Annotated in this window: 20 protein-coding genes; 19 read left to right on the forward strand and 1 reads right to left on the reverse strand. The window is 37.9% G+C overall.

Annotated elements, in window-relative coordinates:
* Window positions 1-78: 78 nt before the first annotated feature.
* From pstC to galU, 17 genes are all read left to right on the forward strand, one after another.
* Window positions 79-975 carry a phosphate ABC transporter permease subunit PstC gene (gene pstC / locus BM137_RS07595; protein WP_394810887.1) on the forward strand — a complete coding sequence of 299 codons (897 nt, stop codon included), beginning with the start codon at window positions 79-81 and terminating at the stop codon, window positions 973-975.
* Window positions 975-1,859 carry a phosphate ABC transporter permease PstA gene (pstA, locus tag BM137_RS07600; RefSeq protein WP_092480564.1) on the forward strand — a complete coding sequence of 295 codons (885 nt, stop codon included), beginning with the start codon at window positions 975-977 and terminating at the stop codon, window positions 1,857-1,859. The genes pstC and pstA overlap by 1 nt, the downstream gene beginning before the upstream one ends.
* Before the next feature lie 392 nt (window positions 1,860-2,251).
* Window positions 2,252-3,058 (forward strand): phosphate ABC transporter ATP-binding protein PstB, encoded by an 807-nt coding sequence (gene pstB, locus BM137_RS07605; protein ID WP_092480565.1) that lies wholly within the window; start codon window positions 2,252-2,254, stop codon window positions 3,056-3,058.
* Between the two features lie 20 nt (window positions 3,059-3,078).
* Entirely contained in the window at window positions 3,079-3,837 is a 759-nt protein-coding gene (pstB, locus tag BM137_RS07610) for a phosphate ABC transporter ATP-binding protein PstB (protein ID WP_092480688.1), read from the forward strand.
* A gap of 257 nt (window positions 3,838-4,094) precedes the next feature.
* Complete coding sequence (phoU, locus tag BM137_RS07615) at window positions 4,095-4,772, forward strand: phosphate signaling complex protein PhoU (RefSeq protein ID WP_092480566.1); 678 nt, start codon at window positions 4,095-4,097, stop codon at window positions 4,770-4,772.
* Between the two features lie 139 nt (window positions 4,773-4,911).
* Window positions 4,912-5,217: an ArsR/SmtB family transcription factor gene (locus BM137_RS07620; protein ID WP_092480567.1), complete on the forward strand. Its 306-nt coding sequence runs from the start codon at window positions 4,912-4,914 to the stop codon at window positions 5,215-5,217.
* Between the two features lie 33 nt (window positions 5,218-5,250).
* Window positions 5,251-6,381: a cation diffusion facilitator family transporter gene (locus BM137_RS07625; RefSeq protein ID WP_244887670.1), complete on the forward strand. Its 1,131-nt coding sequence runs from the start codon at window positions 5,251-5,253 to the stop codon at window positions 6,379-6,381.
* Between the two features lie 111 nt (window positions 6,382-6,492).
* Window positions 6,493-7,143 (forward strand): HD domain-containing protein, encoded by a 651-nt coding sequence (locus BM137_RS07630; RefSeq protein WP_092480568.1) that lies wholly within the window; start codon window positions 6,493-6,495, stop codon window positions 7,141-7,143.
* A 140-nt stretch (window positions 7,144-7,283) separates the two neighbouring features.
* The gene (gene uvrA, locus BM137_RS07635; protein WP_092480569.1) at window positions 7,284-10,121 is read left to right on the forward strand and encodes an excinuclease ABC subunit UvrA; all 2,838 of its coding nucleotides are present in this window, start codon (window positions 7,284-7,286) and stop codon (window positions 10,119-10,121) included.
* 244 nt (window positions 10,122-10,365) lie between these two features.
* Complete coding sequence (gene liaX, locus BM137_RS07640) at window positions 10,366-11,943, forward strand: daptomycin-sensing surface protein LiaX (RefSeq protein ID WP_092480570.1); 1,578 nt, start codon at window positions 10,366-10,368, stop codon at window positions 11,941-11,943.
* A gap of 44 nt (window positions 11,944-11,987) precedes the next feature.
* Window positions 11,988-12,290, forward strand: a complete 303-nt coding sequence (locus BM137_RS07645) for a PspC domain-containing protein (RefSeq protein WP_092480571.1) — start codon at window positions 11,988-11,990, stop codon at window positions 12,288-12,290.
* Window positions 12,290-12,649, forward strand: a complete 360-nt coding sequence (locus tag BM137_RS07650; protein ID WP_092480572.1) for a phage holin family protein — start codon at window positions 12,290-12,292, stop codon at window positions 12,647-12,649. The genes BM137_RS07645 and BM137_RS07650 overlap by 1 nt, the downstream gene beginning before the upstream one ends.
* Before the next feature lie 280 nt (window positions 12,650-12,929).
* A complete protein-coding gene (hprK, locus tag BM137_RS07655; RefSeq protein WP_092480573.1) occupies window positions 12,930-13,877 on the forward strand; it encodes an HPr(Ser) kinase/phosphatase in 948 nt (315 codons plus the stop codon).
* A 110-nt stretch (window positions 13,878-13,987) separates the two neighbouring features.
* The gene (lgt, locus tag BM137_RS07660) at window positions 13,988-14,830 is read left to right on the forward strand and encodes a prolipoprotein diacylglyceryl transferase (RefSeq protein WP_092480574.1); all 843 of its coding nucleotides are present in this window, start codon (window positions 13,988-13,990) and stop codon (window positions 14,828-14,830) included.
* Window positions 14,831-14,849: 19 nt separating this feature from the next.
* Window positions 14,850-15,521, forward strand: coding sequence for a pyrophosphatase PpaX (gene ppaX / locus BM137_RS07665; protein WP_092480690.1), 672 nt, complete (start codon window positions 14,850-14,852; stop codon window positions 15,519-15,521).
* A gap of 2 nt (window positions 15,522-15,523) precedes the next feature.
* Window positions 15,524-16,537: an NAD(P)H-dependent glycerol-3-phosphate dehydrogenase gene (locus BM137_RS07670; RefSeq protein WP_092480575.1), complete on the forward strand. Its 1,014-nt coding sequence runs from the start codon at window positions 15,524-15,526 to the stop codon at window positions 16,535-16,537.
* Between the two features lie 21 nt (window positions 16,538-16,558).
* Window positions 16,559-17,515 (forward strand): UTP--glucose-1-phosphate uridylyltransferase GalU, encoded by a 957-nt coding sequence (gene galU, locus BM137_RS07675; protein ID WP_092480576.1) that lies wholly within the window; start codon window positions 16,559-16,561, stop codon window positions 17,513-17,515.
* A 65-nt stretch (window positions 17,516-17,580) separates the two neighbouring features.
* Here the strand turns inward: galU and BM137_RS07680 are convergent, their stop codons facing one another.
* Window positions 17,581-18,192 (reverse strand): hypothetical protein, encoded by a 612-nt coding sequence (locus tag BM137_RS07680; RefSeq protein WP_092480577.1) that lies wholly within the window; start codon window positions 18,190-18,192, stop codon window positions 17,581-17,583.
* Window positions 18,193-18,525: 333 nt separating this feature from the next.
* On the opposite strand from BM137_RS07680, the gene BM137_RS07685 reads away from it, so the two are divergent.
* Window positions 18,526-18,954, forward strand: coding sequence for a tetratricopeptide repeat protein (locus tag BM137_RS07685; RefSeq protein WP_177192533.1), 429 nt, complete (start codon window positions 18,526-18,528; stop codon window positions 18,952-18,954).
* Window positions 18,955-19,057: 103 nt separating this feature from the next.
* Window positions 19,058-20,026, forward strand: a complete 969-nt coding sequence (gene trxB / locus BM137_RS07690; RefSeq protein WP_092480579.1) for a thioredoxin-disulfide reductase — start codon at window positions 19,058-19,060, stop codon at window positions 20,024-20,026.
* Window positions 20,027-20,204 lie beyond the last annotated feature (178 nt).

The raw sequence follows: 20,204 nt of genomic DNA on the forward strand, positions 1-20,204 counted from the left end.
CTAGACAGCGTCTTTCATTGTGCATAAGGTCAATGAGTACAAGGAGGTTTTCTTTTGGAAGAGACACAAAGCAAGTTTATGCAAAAATCAAGTAAGCGCAAAATTGAACAGTTTGGAAGAACCATTAGTTTTATTTGTATTGCGTTTATTGTATTAATCGTATTGTCTATTTTGTATTTTGTTATCAGCAAGGGAGTTTCAACATTTACAACCGATGGGGTATCAGTTATTGATTTCTTATTCGGAGATATTTGGAGACCAGGTGAGGTAGGAGAAAACGGGGAGCCGTTGGTCGGAGCTTTGCCAATGATTTTAGGGTCTTTCTTTGTTACTTTATTATCTGCGTTATTAGCTACTCCATTTTCTATTGCAGCGGCAATTTATATGGTGGAAATCTCTCCTAAAGCAGGGAAGAAAATTCTACAACCGGTTATCGAATTGTTAGTTGGTATTCCGTCTGTTGTATACGGGTTTATTGGACTTACAGTTGTTGTACCGTTTATTCGAAGTATATTTGGCGGTACGGGATTCGGTATCTTATCTGCTACAATCGTTTTATTTGTTATGATATTGCCAACTGTTACGAGTATGGCTGTAGATGCTTTAAAATCCGTTCCGCGTCATTATCGTGAAGCGTCATTGGCAATGGGAGGAACACGCTGGCAAACGATTTATAAAGTTGTTTTGCGTGCTGCTACCCCCGGTTTATTGACAGCCGTAGTATTTGGGATGGCACGTGCTTTTGGAGAAGCTTTAGCGGTTCAAATGGTTATCGGGAATGCTGCAATGGTTCCTACTGATTTGATCACTCCTGCTTCAACATTAACGAGTATTTTAACAATGAGTATGGGGAACACAGTTATGGGAACCCTTGAAAATAATGTACTATGGTCACTAGCAACGATTCTTTTAGTGATGGCATTGTTCTTTAATATCCTAACACGTTGGATCGGTAAGAAAGGAGCAATGAAATAATGAATTCAAAAAAAGCAGACAAAATTGCAGTAGGCGTTATTTACGTTATGTCAGCAGTTATTGTATTAATTCTAGCTAGTTTATTGCTCTTTATTTTATGGCGCGGACTGCCTCAGATTTCATGGGAATTCTTAACAGCTCCTGCTAAATCTTTCCAAGTTGGTGGGGGTGTTGGGATCCAACTCTTCAACTCATTTTATTTGTTGATATTGACCATGCTGATTAGTACACCTTTAGCTTTAGGTGCGGCTATTTACTTATCAGAATACGCTAAACAAAACTGGCTGACAGATTTTGTACGTACAGCTATTGAAGTTTTAAGTTCTTTACCTTCCGTAGTAGTCGGATTATTCGGTTTCTTGATTTTCGTTATTCAATGGGACTTTGGATTCTCTATCCTTTCTGGTGCCTTGGCTTTAACGATTTTCAACTTGCCTTTATTAACCAGAACTATTGAAGATTCTTTACAGGCCATCCCAGCAACTCAAAGAGAAGCAGGACTGGCACTAGGATTATCTCGTTGGGAAACAGTTACAAGAGTTATTCTTCCAGCTGCATTACCAGGGATTATCACGGGTATGATTTTAGCAGCAGGGCGTATTTTTGGTGAAGCCGCAGCTCTTATCTATACAGCAGGGCAAAGTGCGCCGGCTCTAGATTTTACAAACTGGAACCCTCAATCGATTACAAGTCCATTGAATATTTTCCGACCAGCAGAAACATTAGCGGTTCATATTTGGAAAATTAACAGCGAGGGTGTAATGCCGGACGGAGAACAAGTATCTGCCGGAGCATCAGCTGTATTGATTCTTGCCGTAATGCTATTTAACCTAGGATCACGCTACCTAGGAAGAAAACTACAGAAAAAAGCCACATCAGAATAACAGCATGTGGAGCGACCCCGGGAGAAATTGAGCACTAACGAAGTCTAAACGCAAGCAACCCAGCGCAGCGGTTGTGCGGATTGGACAGCGTTAGGCGGAGATTTCTGGGGAGCGCAACTGACCTAAAACAGCATGTGGGAGCCGCTATCCTGACTCGACAGGAAAATCTATTCTCTTTTTAGAGGATGTTCTTTGCTGAGAGACTTCCAGCTTCAGCTGGTTCAGTCGAACAGTATAAGACTGAGCAGAAGCGAAGAGTTAATCCTTGAAACATATGTAGTCATTGATACAGCTCGATCAAACTAAGTGGCTAATCAGCTTGCAGCTGGAATGGAGTTTCCTATGTAAGGAAATTCATTTTTACCCACTAGGAATAAAGGAGGACTTTTATAATGAAAAGTCAATCAACTCAAAATACGAACATCATTACTTTAAAAGATAAATCAACAGTAGCTTTAGAGACAAATGATTTACATGTGTACTATGGAGATAATGAGGCTATCAAAGGAGTTTCATTGGAATTCGAAAAAAATAAGATCACTTCTTTGATTGGACCAAGTGGATGTGGGAAATCAACGTATTTAAGATCTTTGAATCGTATGAATGATGAGATTGAAATAGCTAAAGTAACTGGTGAAATCTTGTATAAAGGCGTAGATGTGAATGCATCAAATATCGATGTATTCGAAATGAGAAAAAACATCGGTATGGTATTTCAACGCCCTAATCCTTTCAGTAAATCCATTTATGACAATATCGCGTTTGCTTTGAAAAGACATGGTTTAAAAGATAAAAATGAATTAGATGAAATTGTTGAAACAAGTTTGAAACAAGCAGCTTTGTGGGACCAAGTAAAAGACAACTTGCATAAGAGTGCATTAGCTCTATCTGGTGGACAACAACAGCGTTTATGTATTGCACGCGCAATAGCCTTGAAACCAGATATTTTATTGTTAGATGAACCTGCTAGTGCTTTAGACCCAATCTCCACAGCTCAAGTAGAAGAGACGTTGTTGGAGTTAAAAGAAAACTATTCAATTATTATCGTAACTCACAATATGCAGCAAGCATCACGTATCAGTGACTACACGGCCTTTTTCTATTTAGGAAATGTGTTGGAATATGATGATACAAGAAAAGTATTTACACGTCCTAAAATTCAAAAAACTGAAGATTATGTTTCAGGTAACTTTGGTTAAGAAGGGAGTAGTAATTGACAGTGAATGAAAAAATTATTGAAACAAATGATGTGCATTTGTACTATGGCAAAAATGAAGCATTAAAAGGCATTACACTTGATTTTAATCCGCATGAAATTACAGCCCTTATCGGACCAAGTGGATGTGGAAAGTCAACGTATTTAAGAACACTGAATCGTATGAATGATTTGATTGAAAATGTAACCATCACAGGTCAAGTGAAATTTCGAGGTAATGATATCTATAGTCCGAAAACGGATAAAGTGGAATTAAGAAAAAAAGTTGGAATGGTATTTCAACAACCTAATCCCTTCCCGTTTTCTGTGTTCGATAATGTAGCTTATGGACTTCGAATCGGCGGTATGAAAGACAAAGAAAAAATCCAACACATCGTTGAAGACAGTCTGAAAAAAGCAGCCGTATGGGACGATGTGAAAGACAAACTGCACAATAGTGCTTTAGCTTTATCTGGTGGACAACAACAACGTGTCTGTATTGCACGTGTATTAGCTGTAGAACCGGAAGTTATTTTGCTGGATGAACCTACAAGTGCTCTGGACCCGGTGTCAAGTGGTAAAATCGAGAACATGTTGCTGGAACTGAAAAACGATTATACTATGATCATGGTAACGCACAATATGCAGCAAGCTTCACGTATTTCAGACAATACAGCTTTCTTTTTACAGGGTGACTTGATTGAACACGGAAAAACAAGACAAATTTTTACTACTCCAAGACAACAAGAAACAGAAGATTATATTTCAGGTCGTTTTGGTTAAGATGTTTTAGAGAGATAGACTCGGTCTATCTCTCTTTTTTTGCCATTGAACTGAATTGCCGTAAAAAAAGATTGGAAAATATCCATTAGTAGAGATGAAAACAGTCTTAACTATACCAATACAAAAGGTTATTGATTGTTTTAGTCATAAAAAGGAACAATCATTGGATTTTTCTAACAATTCAGTGCATAATAATAAGTAACATATAAATGCTCTTATAACAGATAAAAAGACTATATAAATGAAGGTGATTTGAGATGAGAAAAGTATTTGAAGAAGAATTAAACGATCTGCATGTCCATTTTTTTCAAATGGGAAAAGCTGTACATGAATCAATTGAGAAATCAATAGAAGCCTTTATAAAACATGATAAAGCTCTTGCACAAGAAGTGATTGATAATGATATTCATATCAATCGACTTGAAGTTGCGTTAGAGCAAGACTGTATTGAATTAATTGCATTGCAGCAACCTGTAACTACAGATCTAAGAAAAATTATTACAGTTATGAAAGCTACATCTGATTTAGAACGAATGGCAGACCACGCGGTGAGTATTTCAAAATCAACGATTCGAGTCAAAGGAAATAAAAGAGAATACGACATTGAAAAAGGAATTTACGAAATGTCTGAAAAAGTTCTTTATATCGTTCGTAAAGTTTTGGATGCTTATGTGATTTTTGATGCTGATGAAGCCAGAAGATTGGCAGCTCTTGATAAAGAAGTCGACATGATGGGCAAAGAACTATATGCAAAATGTATTAAGTTTATGAAAAATGACCCTGAAATCGTACTTGGAGCGACAGATTACCTTCGCGTAACAACTTATTTAGAACGAATAGGAGACTATTCAACAAATATCAGCGAATGGATCGTGTACTTGGAAACAGGAAAAGTAGTAGAATTAAATACGCAAAATCATTTAAAAGATATTTAATATTAGCAGAAAAATAGACCGGAATTGAGATTATGATCTCAGTTCCGGTCTATTTTGTTTACACCACCTTATTCATATGATAATATAATCATATGAATAAATGTACATATGATAAACGGATTCAACAAGGAGGATAATGATGGAGCAAAGCAAAACTTCAACTTTAAACAGTGAAACGATAAAAAAAGTCAGCGAGATATTTAAGGTATTGAGTGATCCTACTCGAATAACGATATTATCCTTACTAGATGGGAAAGAATTGAACGTAGGAACTATTGCAGAACAATTGCAAATGGAACAATCTGCTGTGTCCCATCAATTAAGATTATTAAAAGTAGCTCGTTTAATAAAAGCCAGAAGAGAAGGCAAAAATATGTATTACAGTCAAATGGACGAGCATGTTTATAAAGTATTGCAACAAGTGATTGAGCACGCTCAAGAATGACAGAGAGGAACAACGGAGCAGGAGGGGATTGAAATGGAGAAATACAAACTTCAGGGAATGCACTGTGCAAATTGTGCTAAAAAAATGGAAGCAAAACTGCAAGCATTACCTCAAGGAGAAAAAATCCATATAAGCTTTAGGGACAGTGTATTGTATGTACCTGAAACGGTGGATATAAAAGCTGTAAAAAAAGTAGTGGGATTTGACAAAGTTTTACTGGATTCTTTTTCAGAATCCGATCATCATAATGTGCACCACCAGGATGAAAAACATAGTCACGGACACCATCATCACCATCATGCGTTGAACGATGGAAAAGAAGCCTCAAAGAATATGCAATTGGTTTTTGGCTTGAATTTGCTGTTTTCTATTGCAGAATTCATTTTTGGAGCATTGTTTAATAGTGCGGCCATTTTATCAGATGCTGTTCATGACTTGGGAGATTCTTTATCTATTGGTTTAGCCTGGATATTTCAGAAAATCTCTACAAAAGAAGCCAATGCTAAATACAGTTTTGGGCATCGACGTTTTTCTTTGCTCGGGGCTTTAACGACGTCGGTCGTACTGATTATAGGATCTATTCTAGTCATCCTTCACAGTGTTCCTTTATTGTTTGATCCGCAACCAGTCAATTCGAAAGGGATGTTCTGGCTCGCAATTGTTGCCATTGCAATCAATGGGTTTGCTACTTGGTTGATGAGCAAAGGCTCTTCAGCAAATGAAAAAGTATTGAGCTTGCATATGTTGGAAGATGTTCTAGGATGGTTAGGAGTATTGATTGTTGGGGTCGTATTGAATTACCGAGATTGGTATATTTTAGATCCGTTACTTTCTATTGCTATCGCAACTTTCATTTTAAGTCGCACACTGCCCAATTTCTTAGAATCTGCCAATGTATTTTTAGAGTCTGTGCCAAAAGATGTCGACATCAAGTGGCTGAATGAAGAAATCCGCAAATTGCCTTATGTCCATGCAGTATCTCATTTGCATATCTGGTCAATTGATGGCCAAGAGAATGCCTTTGCTGTAACAGTGTATGCTTCTACAACAAATACAGAGGATTTTGACACTATTCGCGAACAGATCCGATTGCTGGTGAAAGAATACAATGTTACGCACTCTACCATCGAAGTAGTAGCAGACATGGAAGAATTGGTTCAATAAAGGGGAAATAACCGAGTTGTTCTTATCTTAGATCTCTTGTATTCTTTGCAAAGGGCAAAGAAGTATGCTAGTATAGAAAAAATTTACTGTTTTCTTGAAAGGGTGGTATAGATGGGGATGCATCAATACATTAAAAGTTTAAGTGACTTAGAAAATATTATTCGTTTATCAGGGAAGTTTAAATTTGAAGAGCATTCGGTTGCTGCTCACTCTTTTAAAGTGACACAAATTGCGCAATTTTTAGGAACTGTGGAAGAACAAGCTGGAAACAAAGTGGATTGGCGTTCGTTATACGAAAAAGCGTTGAATCATGATTATACAGAACTATTCATCGGAGACATTAAAACGCCAGTGAAATATGCAGATCCAGCTTTGAGAGATAAATTAGCCAAAGTAGAAGAGAAAATGGCGAAAAACTTTATTGAGACAGTCATTCCTGAAGAATTTCAAGCAGCCTATGTCAACCGAATGAAAGAAGGCAAAGACGAATCTTTAGAAGGGCAGATTTTATCTGTCGCGGATAAAATCGATTTGTTGTATGAATCATTCGGAGAGATTCAAAAAGGGAACCCAGAACCTGTATTTGATGAAATCTATGAAGAATCTCTCAGCACGATCGTACAATTTAAACACTTAACCTGTGTTCAATATTTGATCAAAGAGATACTTCCAGATTTATTAAGCGGTGATTACATGAATCAAGCGCAAATACAAGTCATCTCTCAACGGATCATTAATGAAATGGAAGAAAAAATCGACTAAAGTGAACAAACGTTCGATAATTGAAAAGACTTGTGGTAAAATAAGCAAGAATAGGATACATAAAATTGTCCTATTCTTTTATTTCGCGATAAAATGAAAACTATACAACAGTAAACATTAAATATAAAGGATGTAGTTAAATGCCAAATGATAAAATTGTTGTCCGCGGTGCACGTTCTCATAACTTGAAAAATGTTGATCTTACTATTCCTCGTGATAAACTGATTGTTCTGACTGGTCTTTCCGGTTCTGGAAAAAGTTCGTTAGCTTTTGATACCTTGTATGCAGAAGGTCAAAGACGTTACGTTGAAAGTTTATCTTCTTACGCACGACAATTCTTAGGTCAGATGGACAAACCTGATGTTGACAGTATAGACGGGTTGAGTCCAGCTATTTCCATTGATCAAAAGACAACCAGCAACAACCCGCGTTCTACAGTGGGAACTGTTACTGAAATCAATGACTATTTGCGTTTGCTTTATGCTCGAGTAGGTCATCCGATTTGTCCGAATGACGGGACAGAAATCACACGTCAATCGATTGAACAAATGGTCGATCGAATTATGGAATACCCAGAAAAAACAAAATTGCAGATTCTAGCGCCGGTCATTTATGGCAAAAGAGGGCAGCACAAAAAAGTTTTCGACAAGATCAAAAGTGAAGGTTATGTTCGCGTCAGAGTCGATAAAGAAATGTACGATATTTCGGATGATATTGAATTAGAAAAAAACAAAAAACACGATATTGATGTCATCATCGATAGAATCGTGATTAAAGATAGCAACCGTTCACGCTTATTTGAATCCTTAGAAGCCGCACTAACTCTGGCAGATGGATATGCTATTGCTGATATTATCGGACAAGAAGAGGTTCTGTTCAGCGAACATTATGCTTGTCCTTACTGCGGTTTTACCGTTGGAGACCTTGAACCGCGTCTATTTTCGTTTAATGCTCCTTTTGGGGCTTGTGGAGAATGCGACGGTTTAGGAGCTAAGTTAGAAGTAGATATTGACTTGGTTGTTCCGGATCCTTCTTTAACCTTAAATGAAGGGGCTATGCTGCCTTGGAAAGCAATCAGTTTCAACTACTATCCAGAGTTGCTAAAACAAGCTTGCAAGCACTTTAAGATCGACATGGACACACCTTTTGAACAATTATCTGCTGAAGATCAAGATTTAGTATTAAACGGCTCTAAGGGTGAGCTGTTCCGTTTTAAATACAAGAGCGATTTTGGCGGTGTTAGAGATACTAAAATGCCTTTCGAAGGGGTATTGACCAATATCAAACGTCGTTACAACGAAACAAGCAGCGACTACACACGCGAGCAAATGCGCCAGTACATGACAGAATTGCCATGTCCGGTGTGTGATGGAAAACGATTGAACGCACAAGCTTTGTCTGTAAAAATCCAAGGGAAAAATATCGGTGAAGTATGTGAGTATCCTATTCATCATACAGTAGAGTTCTTCGATCAATTGGAGTTGGGAGAACAAGAAACAGCTATTGCAGAACCAATCTTGAAAGAACTGCATGATCGATTGACATTCCTAAAAGATGTAGGGCTGAATTATTTGACTCTTGCTCGTACAGCAGGAACTCTTTCAGGTGGAGAAGCACAGCGGATTCGTCTAGCGACTCAAATCGGCTCTAACTTGTCAGGTGTTCTGTATATCTTGGATGAGCCTTCTATTGGTTTGCATCAAAGAGACAATGATCGATTAATTGGATCACTGAAAAAAATGCGAGATCTAGGAAATACGCTGATTGTAGTAGAACACGATGAAGATACGATGCGTGCAGCTGACTATCTAGTAGATATCGGTCCAGGCGCCGGCAGCAGAGGTGGAGAAATCATTGCTACGGGGACACCCGAAGAGGTAGAAAAGAATCCGAATTCCTTAACAGGTGCTTATTTATCCGGTAAAAAGTTTATTCCGGTACCTGCTGAGAGACGTTTGGAAGACAATGGAGCGATTCGAATTACAGGCGCGGAAGAAAATAACTTGAAAAATGTCACTGTCGACTTTCCGCTTGGTCGTTTTGTAGCCGTTACAGGGGTTTCAGGATCTGGTAAAAGTTCTCTAGTGAACGGTATTTTGAAACGCGCACTGAAAAGAGAAGTGAATCGAGCCAAAAAGAAACCTGGTAAGTACAAAAAAATGACAGGTCATGAATCGATTGAAAAAATCGTCAGCATTGACCAAAGTCCTATCGGCCGTACGCCAAGAAGTAATCCAGCAACTTATACAAGTGTATTTGATGATATCCGAGACTTATTTGCGATGACAAATGAAGCAAAAATAAGAGGATACAAAAAAGGCCGTTTTAGCTTTAATGTTAAAGGCGGACGCTGTGAAGCCTGTAAAGGTGATGGAATCTTGAAGATCGAGATGCACTTCTTGCCAGATGTATATGTTCCTTGCGAAGTTTGTCATGGGGCTCGTTACAACTCTGAAACCTTGGAAGTGAAATACAAAGGTAAAAACATTTCAGATGTATTGAATATGACAATCGATGAGGCAGTTGGCTTTTTTGATGCTATCCCTAAAATTTATCGCAAATTGCAAACTATTGTGGATGTTGGATTAGGATATGTCACATTAGGACAATCAGCTACTACTTTATCTGGTGGGGAAGCACAACGGATGAAACTGGCTAGTGAATTGCATAAACGTTCTAACGGCAATAACTTCTATATTTTAGATGAACCTACTACAGGATTGCATACAGATGATATCGCACGATTGTTAGAAGTTTTGAATCGTTTAGTAGAAACTGGGAATACCGTGTTAGTTATCGAGCATAACTTAGATGTCATCAAGACGGCCGACTATGTTATTGATTTAGGTCCAGAAGGTGGAGAAGGCGGCGGTACCATCGTAGCCACTGGAACACCGGAAGAAGTTGCAGATGTAAAAGGCAGCTACACTGGAAAATATTTGAAAAAGATTTTACAAAAGGCAAGCAACACAAAATAATCTAAGAGACAAACAGGAGGCTTTTTATTCCTGTTTGTTTTTTCTGTCGTCTCTTTATGGTAAAATGATGAGGAAAGATAAATTCTTTGATAAGACTATATAAAGTCTTTAAAATCGTTCTTAAGTCCTATGACATTCTTTCCTTACTATTGCATAATAAGTGTATAGCAAAGAACTTGAATCATTTAACAAATAGAAACAACACATTCAGGTAGTCTGGTAAAGCATAAGGAGGAAAATGAACATGAAAGAAAGAGAAAGAATTCTTGAACTCGTTAAAAATGACATTATCTCAACTGAAGAAGCGCTGATGCTTTTGGAAAACATGGCTAAAAAAGAAGAAAAAGCGGCTATTAAAAAAGACGAGACTTCCGCAACTGAGACAGTAACTGAAACAGAGACTTTTACAGAGCCTGAGCCAGCTATTGAACCTGATTCTGTTGATACAGAAGAAGCGTACAAAACTGGTGAGGACAGATTAGAAGAAGAAAAAGAAAAAGATCGTGAACGACTTGAAACGATTTTGGAAGAATTAGCGAATAAAGCTTCTGCTTATTCTGTACAATTAGATCAACTAAACAGCAGTATCAATGAGGTCAAACGCCGTAAAGATGTGCTGGAAGAAAAACTGATGGTTCTTCAAACAATGGAAGATCTAGAAGAGTTGGCTCCTGAAAAAGAAGCCGAAATGGATGCTCTTGAAGCCAACATTGATGAATTGGAAGCTGAACTGGATGAGTTGACAGAAGAACGTTCAGATTTAGAAGAGCGCATGAAAAATGTGAAGAAAAAACAATGGAAGACTCAAACAAAACAAGTTTCTGAAAAGTTTGAAATTCCGGATGAATGGAAAGACACTGCTCAAAAAACATTTGTAGATGTAAATGAAAAAGTCACTGAGGTAGGAAGTCAATTTGGGAAGTTCCTCAAAGAAAGTTTATCGCAAGTTGTAGACAATATGGAGTGGAAAGATGTGAATGTCCGCGTTCCAGGATTAGTTTCTACAAAATTAAAACATGAATTCTACTACCCTGAAACGACAGCAACTATCTTAAATGTAAAAATTGCTAATGGAGATGTTCACTTTAAAACTTGGGACAGCCAAGACATCAAAATTGAAGCAGACATCAAGTTATACGGAAAACAAGAAGCGGAAGTTGAGCCGTTAGAAGCATTCAACAAACGCAGCACGATCAATTTGACGGATGAGTCATTGACGTTCCATGTACCGAATAAGAGTGTTCGTACGGATATCGTGGTTTATCTTCCAAATAGAGCCTACGATCACACAGCACTTAAATTATTAAACGGCAACGTGAAATTTGAAACATTTGAAGGTAAAGATGTGTATGTGAAGTCTACAAACGGGTCATTAACGTTTGAAAAACTAATAGCAACTATGTTAGAGGCTGAAGGAGTCAATGGATCTGTTAATGTTCTAGACAGCCAAATACGAGATTTGTTAGTCCGCAGTGTAAATGGAAACATCGTGGTACGCGGAAACTACAAGAGCAGCAATTTATCAACCGTTAACGGAACTGTGAAAGCTACTTTGACAGGAAGCGATATCGTCCGTATGGAAGCTACTTCAGTCAACGGCACAGTTAAATTATCTTTACCAAAAACAAGCAGCATTGAAGGCGAAGCAAAAACAAACTTTGGTTCCATCCAAAACCGTATGAGCGATGTGGAAATCTTGAGAGAAAAGAAAGATCACACCAATCGTATGATGAGTTTTAGAAGAGTGACCGCCCAAGCGCCTGTTTACTTGAAAGTAGGAACGACTACTGGTAATGTAATGCTCAAAGATGGAGAACAATAAAGAGTTATCAGAATAAATAAGTCAGTTTTAAAGGAGTGAAAAATGTGAAAAAGTTGTATAAATCAAAAGACGATCGCATGGTATCTGGAGTTATTGGTGGTATTGCTGAATATTTCGGTATTGACTCTACATTATTACGATTGATCTACGTAGTGGTTTTATTTATCGGAATAGGATCACCAGTATTGTTGTATATCCTCTTATCTGTATTGATTCCAGAACCAAAGAACAACGGTCCTGAAAGAACACATGCAGATTATAACGGATACTACAAACCGAAAGCACCAAAAAAGAAACCGCGTAAAGAAGCTGAGAAAGTCGAAGATGATGACTGGAGTGACTTCTAGTGAAGTTTTGGCAAAGAATCATTGTTAATGCGTTAGCTTTTCTAGCTTTGTCAGGCTTTTTTCGCACCAGCTTTTATGTAGAAAGTGTATGGATCGCATTAGGAGCCAGCTTGGTATTAGCTTTATTGAATATGACTGTAAAGCCGATCTTGTTCCTGCTGTCCTTACCGATTACTATTTTAAGCTTGGGGTTCTTTAGTATTGTGATAAATGCTGCGATGTTGAGTTTGACTTCTGCTATTGTCGGCAGTGGATTTTACTTTTCATCGTTTTGGATGACAATGCTAGTCGCATTGATTCTGTCTATGATAAATACTTTTTTCAATAACCGAACAACGGTCAAGATTTATAGAGATTAGTTTGATGACAGTTTTCAAACAACAGAACTTTATCCCGGAACTAGACTGAAATGGTCTAATTCCGGGATTTTTTTAGCTGAAAAACAATTAAAGGGTTTTCTAAGAAGAAAAAGACCTATTCCTAGAAAATACGGACAAATCAATATTTCTTTTTAAGGATTGTAAGGGTTTTTTAGTGAATACCTTTCATGGTGCACTGGAAAATGTTAGAATAGCAGTATCTTAATAAAAAAACAATCTTATAAAATGATAGAAAAATTGAAAGTTGGTGTTGTAGAAAATGACTAGAACTGTGACAGTTAGTGAAATGATAAAAGCAGTACCTTTAGAAGTGCTTTCAGGGCATGACTACTTAGACAGAGAAATAAAAACGAGCGACTTATCACGTCCAGCTTTGGAATTAACAGGGTATTTTAGTTATTACCCATATGATCGTATTCAATTATTTGGACGAACAGAAATTTCCTTCATGGAAAAAATGACCGATGACGAAAGAATGATCGTTATGCGACGCATCTGTCACGAAGAAACACCAGCTTTATTGATTTCCAGAGGCCTGCAACCGCCTAAAGAGTTTCTTCAGGCAGCTGCTGAAGCGCGTATACCGCTATTAAAATCTGAGAATCCAACAACCAGATTGACCAGTAATGTGACCAACTACTTAGAAGGACGCTTGGCGACTCGTTTGTCCGTTCACGGCGTATTGGTTGATATTTACGGGATGGGAGTTTTGATTACAGGAGACAGTGGAATTGGAAAGAGCGAGACAGCTTTAGAACTGATTCAAAGAGGACACCGTTTGGTAGCTGATGATCGTGTAGACTTGTATATGTTGGATGAACATCGTATCGTTGGGGAACCGCCTGAAGTTTTGGCTCACTTAATCGAAATTCGAGGAGTCGGAATCATAGATGTCATCAATTTATTTGGTGTCGGTTCAATCCGTACAAGCAAAACAGTTAATCTAGTAGTAGACCTTAAGATGTGGGATAAAGAAGTTCAATTCGATCGTTTAGGAAGCGCTGCTGAAAGCAATCGCTACTTTAATGTCGATATCCCTAAAATTTCTATTCCTGTCCGTACAGGGCGAAATTTAGCCATTATCATTGAAGTAGCAGCTAAGAACTTTAGAGCAAAACAAATGGGTTATGACGCCATTGAAACGTTGAATAAGAACCTTGAGCAATTGATCAAAAAGAATTCTACTGCTGAGAATGAAGACGAATAAAATGCATAACAAATGAAGACGCACAGGCATTATTCTCTGAGAGGCTATCAGAGAATAATGGCCTGATTTTTGCGAGTCTACATATTTAGAATAGAAATGGAGAATTGATTATGACCGATGTGTATAAGCCGTTGGATCCTATAGCTCTTAAATTAGGACCTTTAGAGATTCACTGGTATGGAGTAATTATTGCCTTGGGAATCTTTGTTGCTATCTTTCTCAGCATGAAAGAAGCTGAAAAAAGAGGAATCGATGAAGATACCATTATCGATATGGCGCTTTGGACAATTCCAATAGCTTTTGTAGGGGCCAGATTATACTATGTAATCTTTGAACTAGGGTATTATTTAGAGAATCCTTCTCAGATCATTGCTATTTGGAATGGTGGAATAGCTATTTATGGCGGGTTGATAGCTGGAGGTCTGACCGTTTATTGGTTTACCAAAAAAAGGAACATCTCTCTTTGGCTGATGCTGGATATCCTAGCTCCGCATGTATTGCTGGCGCAAGCGATTGGACGCTGGGGGAACTTTATCAATCAAGAAGCTCACGGGAGCGAAGTGACTAGAGGATTCTTAGAAAACTTGATGTTGCCAGAATTTATTATCAATCAAATGGAAATCAACGGGCTATACTATCACCCAACATTTTTATATGAATCATTGTGGAGTCTGATAGGGTTTGTTGTCATCATCCTATTACGCAATCGCGAACACTTGCTGCTGCAAGGCGAAGTAGCTTTAAGTTATGCTATGTGGTATTCATTTGGACGTTTCTTCATAGAAGGTTTGCGTACAGATAGCTTGTACATTCCTGGAACACCGATCCGAGTTTCTCAATTATTGAGTGCGATCATTTTCATTGGGGCACTGATCATTTGGATTTACCGTCGAAGAGATTACCCTAAGAAACCTTACTATACCGATGGAATCAAGGTACAAAAAAAGAAATAACAGAATTGGACTGAATAAAATGAGTATTGAAACAGTATTATTTGATTTTGATGGAACATTAGCGGATTCTAACGCTTTGATCAACCAGTCGCATTTGAGTGTGTTGGAAGAATATTTCCCTGGAGAATATACTTTGGAAAGCGTGCGAAAGTTTAATGGACCTTCTCTTCAAACGACCTATCAATTGTTGGATCCTGAAAAAAGTGAAGAAATGATTGCGAAATATAGAGACTATAATGCGGTATATCATGACCAAATGATTCGTCTTTTTGAAGGTGTAGAAGAAAACCTGCGTTTATTAAAAGAAAAAGGCATCCGGTTAGCGGTTGTTTCTACCAAGCGCAACGACGTTCTGGAAAAAGGGATTCGTCATTTAAATTTAGAGGGACTCTTTGAAGTCGTGATAGGGGCAGAGGATTACACTCATTTTAAACCAAATCCAGAACCGATCTACACAGCCATGGCGCGATTAAATTGCCAACACAGCACGACTATAATGGTAGGAGACAATGGACACGATATCCTTGCAGCTAAAAATGCCGGGATACTTTCCGTATTTGTTGGATGGTCTGAAAAGACTCCTGAAGAAATTGCTCCATTTGAACCAGGTGTTACGGTACCAACTATGGCTGCCTTAACAGACTTTATTTTAGACAAAGAGACTTTAGTTGTTGAAGAAAGAAGAGGGTAAGAATGGATAATAAACAAATCATTACAGTCTTAGGAGCCGGCTCGTGGGGGACAGCATTGTCCATGGTATTGGCTGATAATGACCATGAAGTACGTATATGGAGCCATAAACAAGCGCAAGTAGATGAGATCAACGATCTGCATGTGAACAGCCACTATTTGCCTGGAAAACAGCTGCCAAAAGAATTGACAGCTTTTAGCGACCTAAAAGCTGCTTTAGAAAATACGGATGCCATTTTATTTGTCATTCCCACCAAAGCTATCAGACAAGTATCCGCTGATATCGTTCCATTTATTCATGGGAAACCAGTGATCATCCATGCTAGTAAAGGGCTGGAACAAGGAACACATAAGCGCATCTCGGAGATTTTAATAGAAGAGATACCGGAAGAAAAAAGAAATGGCGTAGTGGCTTTATCTGGACCAAGCCATGCCGAAGAAGTAGCGGTGAAAGATTTAACAACGATTACTTCAGCTTGTCACCAAACTGAGAGTGCAGAATACGTCCAAAGTATTTTTATGAATGACTATTTTAGAGTCTATACTAATCAAGACATTGTTGGAGTGGAGCTCGGAGGAGCATTAAAAAACATCATCGCAGTAGGTGCAGGTGCATTAGTAGGACTGGGTTATGGAGACAACGCGAAAGCGGCTTTGATGACTAGAGGTTTGGCAGAAATCACTCGTTTAGGAGTTTCATTTGGCGCGGATCCTTTAACGTTTTTAGGATTAAGCGGAGTGGGCGATTTGATTGTAACGTGTACGAGTATTCATTCGAGAAATTGGCGAGCAGGAAAAATGCTTGGTGAAGGAAAGAGCTTAGATGAGATTGTAGAAAATATGGGAATGATCATTGAAGGACTTTCTACAACAAAAGCGGCTTATGAATTAGCTGTTCAAAAAAATGTAGAGCTTCCAATCACGACAGCTATCTATGAGGTATTGTATAATAATGCTGACGTGAAAGAAGTCATTACAGAGTTGATGAATCGCGTTGGTAAAAATGAGATAGAATAATGAAATAGAGGAGGAAGAAAGATGACAAAAGTCAGAAAAGCAATTATCCCAGCAGCAGGATTAGGTACAAGATTCTTACCGGCAACGAAGGCAATGGCGAAAGAAATGTTGCCTATTGTAGACAAACCGACAATTCAGTTTATCGTTGAAGAAGCGATCAATTCAGGAATTGAAGATATCCTAATCATTACGGGTAAAAGCAAACGGCCGATTGAAGATCATTTCGATTCCAATATTGAATTAGAACAGAATTTACGCGAAAAAGAAAAATTTGAGTTATTGGAACTTGTCGAAGAGACTATTGGATTGAATTTGTTTTTTGTGCGCCAGTCTTATCCAAAAGGTTTGGGTGATGCTGTTCTTCATGCCAAAGCGTTTGTTGGGAATGAACCTTTTGTGGTCATGTTAGGGGACGATATCATGGACGATGAAGTTCCGTTGACTAAGCAATTGATGGATCGGTATGAAAAAACGCATGCTTCTAATATAGCTGTTATGCGAGTTCCTCATGAAGATACATCAAAATACGGGATCATTGACCCAGAAGCCCAGATTGACGATGGTTTATTCAATGTTAAACAGTTTGTTGAAAAACCTGATCCTAAAGATGCCCCTAGTGATTTAGCGATTATTGGCCGTTACTTATTGACTCCTGAAATTTTCGAGATATTGGAAAATCAAGAACCAGGTGCTGGTAACGAAGTCCAGTTGACAGATGCTATCGACAATTTGAATAAAATCCAACGAGTTTTTGCTCATGAGTTCAAAGGGCAACGCTATGATGTAGGAGACAAGTTTGGATTTATGAAGACCAGCATTCAATATGGTCTGAAACATACTCAAGTTAAAGATGAATTGCGCCAATACATCAAAGACCTAGCTAAAGACTTAGAAGCTGAGGACAATGAGAAAGCTATTGAAGAAATCGAAGAAGTGTTAAAAGAAAAAGTAGAAGAAGAAAAAAATAAAAAATCGTAAAAAAAATTGCTGAATAAAAAGTGCTCCGATTTAATTTTCGGAGCACTTTTTATCTGTTCAGGTTGTTATTCAATAGTCAGTAATTGAATAAATTCAATAATGTCTTCTTCAACATTTGGTTCAATAGAGACTTGTTTCGTTTGGTCTAATAGATCACGATAAAATTCTTCTCCAGCTGGATAAACACCATCCCATCGTAAAGGTACAGTGTATAAGTTGATGGTTCCGTCGCCATTGCTGCTGTAAGTGATTGAACCATCGACTAGCCTTGTTCCAGTCAATTGGATGACTTCTTCAGGGTATACAGCGCTTGATTCATCATCTGGGTTCAATAGTGTCCCTGCTGGAATTTTTTTGGCATACAATTGATCCAATTCTTGGTTTGCTCCTAGCTGCAGCCAAATTCGTGCATACTCGATTTCCTCATTCGAATAGTCGTTAAGAGTTGTATATGTTTCAGATGGGAGACTGCTTTCAACTTCATCAGTACTATGGGAGGAAGAAGCAGAATCCACTTCAACTGCTTCGCTAGACTCCTTTTCTTCAGAAATAATGGTTGTCTCCAAAGAGGATTCTGGTGAGGGGACAGTTGCTTTTTCTTCAGTAGAAGGGTTTGAACAGCCAAAAAGGACAAAAGGAATAATTAAAAAATAAGTAAGATGCAATTGTTTTTTCATATTATCTCAGTTCCTTTCATAAGGGAGTAGAAAAATATGTAACCGTTACAATTTTAGCAAAAAAATTCACGCGTTTAAAGTCTTGAAAACTAGTTAAACACAAATTCAAACGCATCTTGAAATACGTAAGTTTTGTCAATTTTTAGTGTGATCGGTTTCGTTCACAAAGGGGACCAACTATCCATAGTAGGAAGGAATATAAGGAAGCAAGCCTATTAAAGCAAGGGGAAATGTGCTATAATATGAGTCAATATGAAGGATAGAAAACCTTGAATAAGGGCTTTTTTTATTCTTATGGAACTGATTTGCAAAGTGATGAAGGAGAGTGGAATGATGTCTAATAAACCAGTTCAATCAAATATCATTAGAATCAATCCCAATGCTGATTTTTATTTTAACAGGGCCTGGGAGGCGTTTGATAAAAATAAGCTGGAACAAGCGTTAAAATACTTTAAACGAGCTACTTCTCTTTCAGATAATGATGGCGATAGGGAATTTGGGCAATGTCAAACTGCTTTGATTTACCAACATCTAGGAAACTTTCAAAAATCATGTGATTTAATCAATGAATTGATAGAAAAAGGCAGTGAAAATTATCCTGAAGTCCATTATTTCCAAGCCAATAATTATGCTTTTTTAGGGGATTATACAAAAGCATTGAAGTGCACTCAAATGTATTTATATCTAGTTCCCAATGGTGAATACAGAGAAGAAGCAGAAGAGTTTCAAAAAGACTTAGAAGAAGAATTGAACATTTTTTGACAAACCGACAACTTACTTTCTTAAAGTAAGTTGTCTTTCTGGAACATTTACTGTATTTTAGTTAGAGTGGAACAATAGACTTAGCGAACGAGGAGAATACGATATGGAATTAGAACAAATGAATAAAATTTATGATGTGATCATTATAGGAGCAGGACCAGGTGGTTTGACTGCAGCGTTATATGCATCTCGTTCCAATTTAGATACATTGATTTTAGAACGCGGGCTTCCTGGCGGACAAATGAATAATACAGCAGAAATAGAAAACTACCCAGGATTCGGAAGCATTACTGGTCCGGATCTATCTACTAAAATGTTTGATAATGCGAAGAATTTTGGTGCTGAGTACGCTTATGGTGACGTGAAAGAAGTCATAGATGGAAAAGAATACAAAACCATCATTGCTGGGAAAAAAGAATTTAAAACACGTTCGATCATCATTGCAACAGGAGCTGAACACCGCAAGTTAGGTGTAGACGGCGAAACAGAGTACAATGGGCGTGGAGTTTCTTATTGTGCCGTATGTGATGGAGCTTTCTTCCGCAACAAAAACCTAGTCGTTGTAGGTGGAGGAGATTCAGCAGTTGAAGAAGGAACTTACTTGACTCAGTTTGCTGAAAAAGTAACCATCATTCACCGTCGTAGTGAATTGCGCGCTCAAAAGATTTTACAAGACCGTGCCTTTAAAAATGACAAAATTGATTTTATCTGGGATACGACTGTTGAAGAAATCAATGGTGACGATATGAAAGTTTCCAGCGTAACATTGAAAAACAAAGAGACTGGAGAAGTCTCTGAATTTTCAGCTGACGGAGCATTTATTTATGTTGGGTTAGTTCCTAATTCAGAAAAATTCCGTCCATTAGGAATCACTGATGAAGAAGGCTGGATCGTAACGAATGAAAAAATGGAAACGAACGTACCTGGTATATTTGCGGTTGGAGACGTACGCAAAACTCCACTTCGTCAAGTTGCCACAGCAGTTGGGGACGGTAGTTTAGCTGGACAAGGAGCATTTAATTTTGTTGAAGAATTGAAAGACTCTTTGGAAGCAGAAAAAATAAACGGTTAAAAATGAATACTTTGTTTTTAGAGCACCGTTCGTTGTGGATCATCCACATTGAACGGTGTTTTTTCGTTCTTGAAAGACTAAATTGTTTTTACTAGTGGATTAATTTATGTTTATTAAAAAAAATGGATATAAAATCATATCTGACCGCGCTCATTTCTCGTTTTCTTATTTAATAAAT

The sequence above is a fragment of the Desemzia incerta genome, assembly GCF_900115825.1.
Taxonomy (GTDB): Bacteria; Bacillota; Bacilli; order Lactobacillales; family Carnobacteriaceae; genus Desemzia; species Desemzia incerta.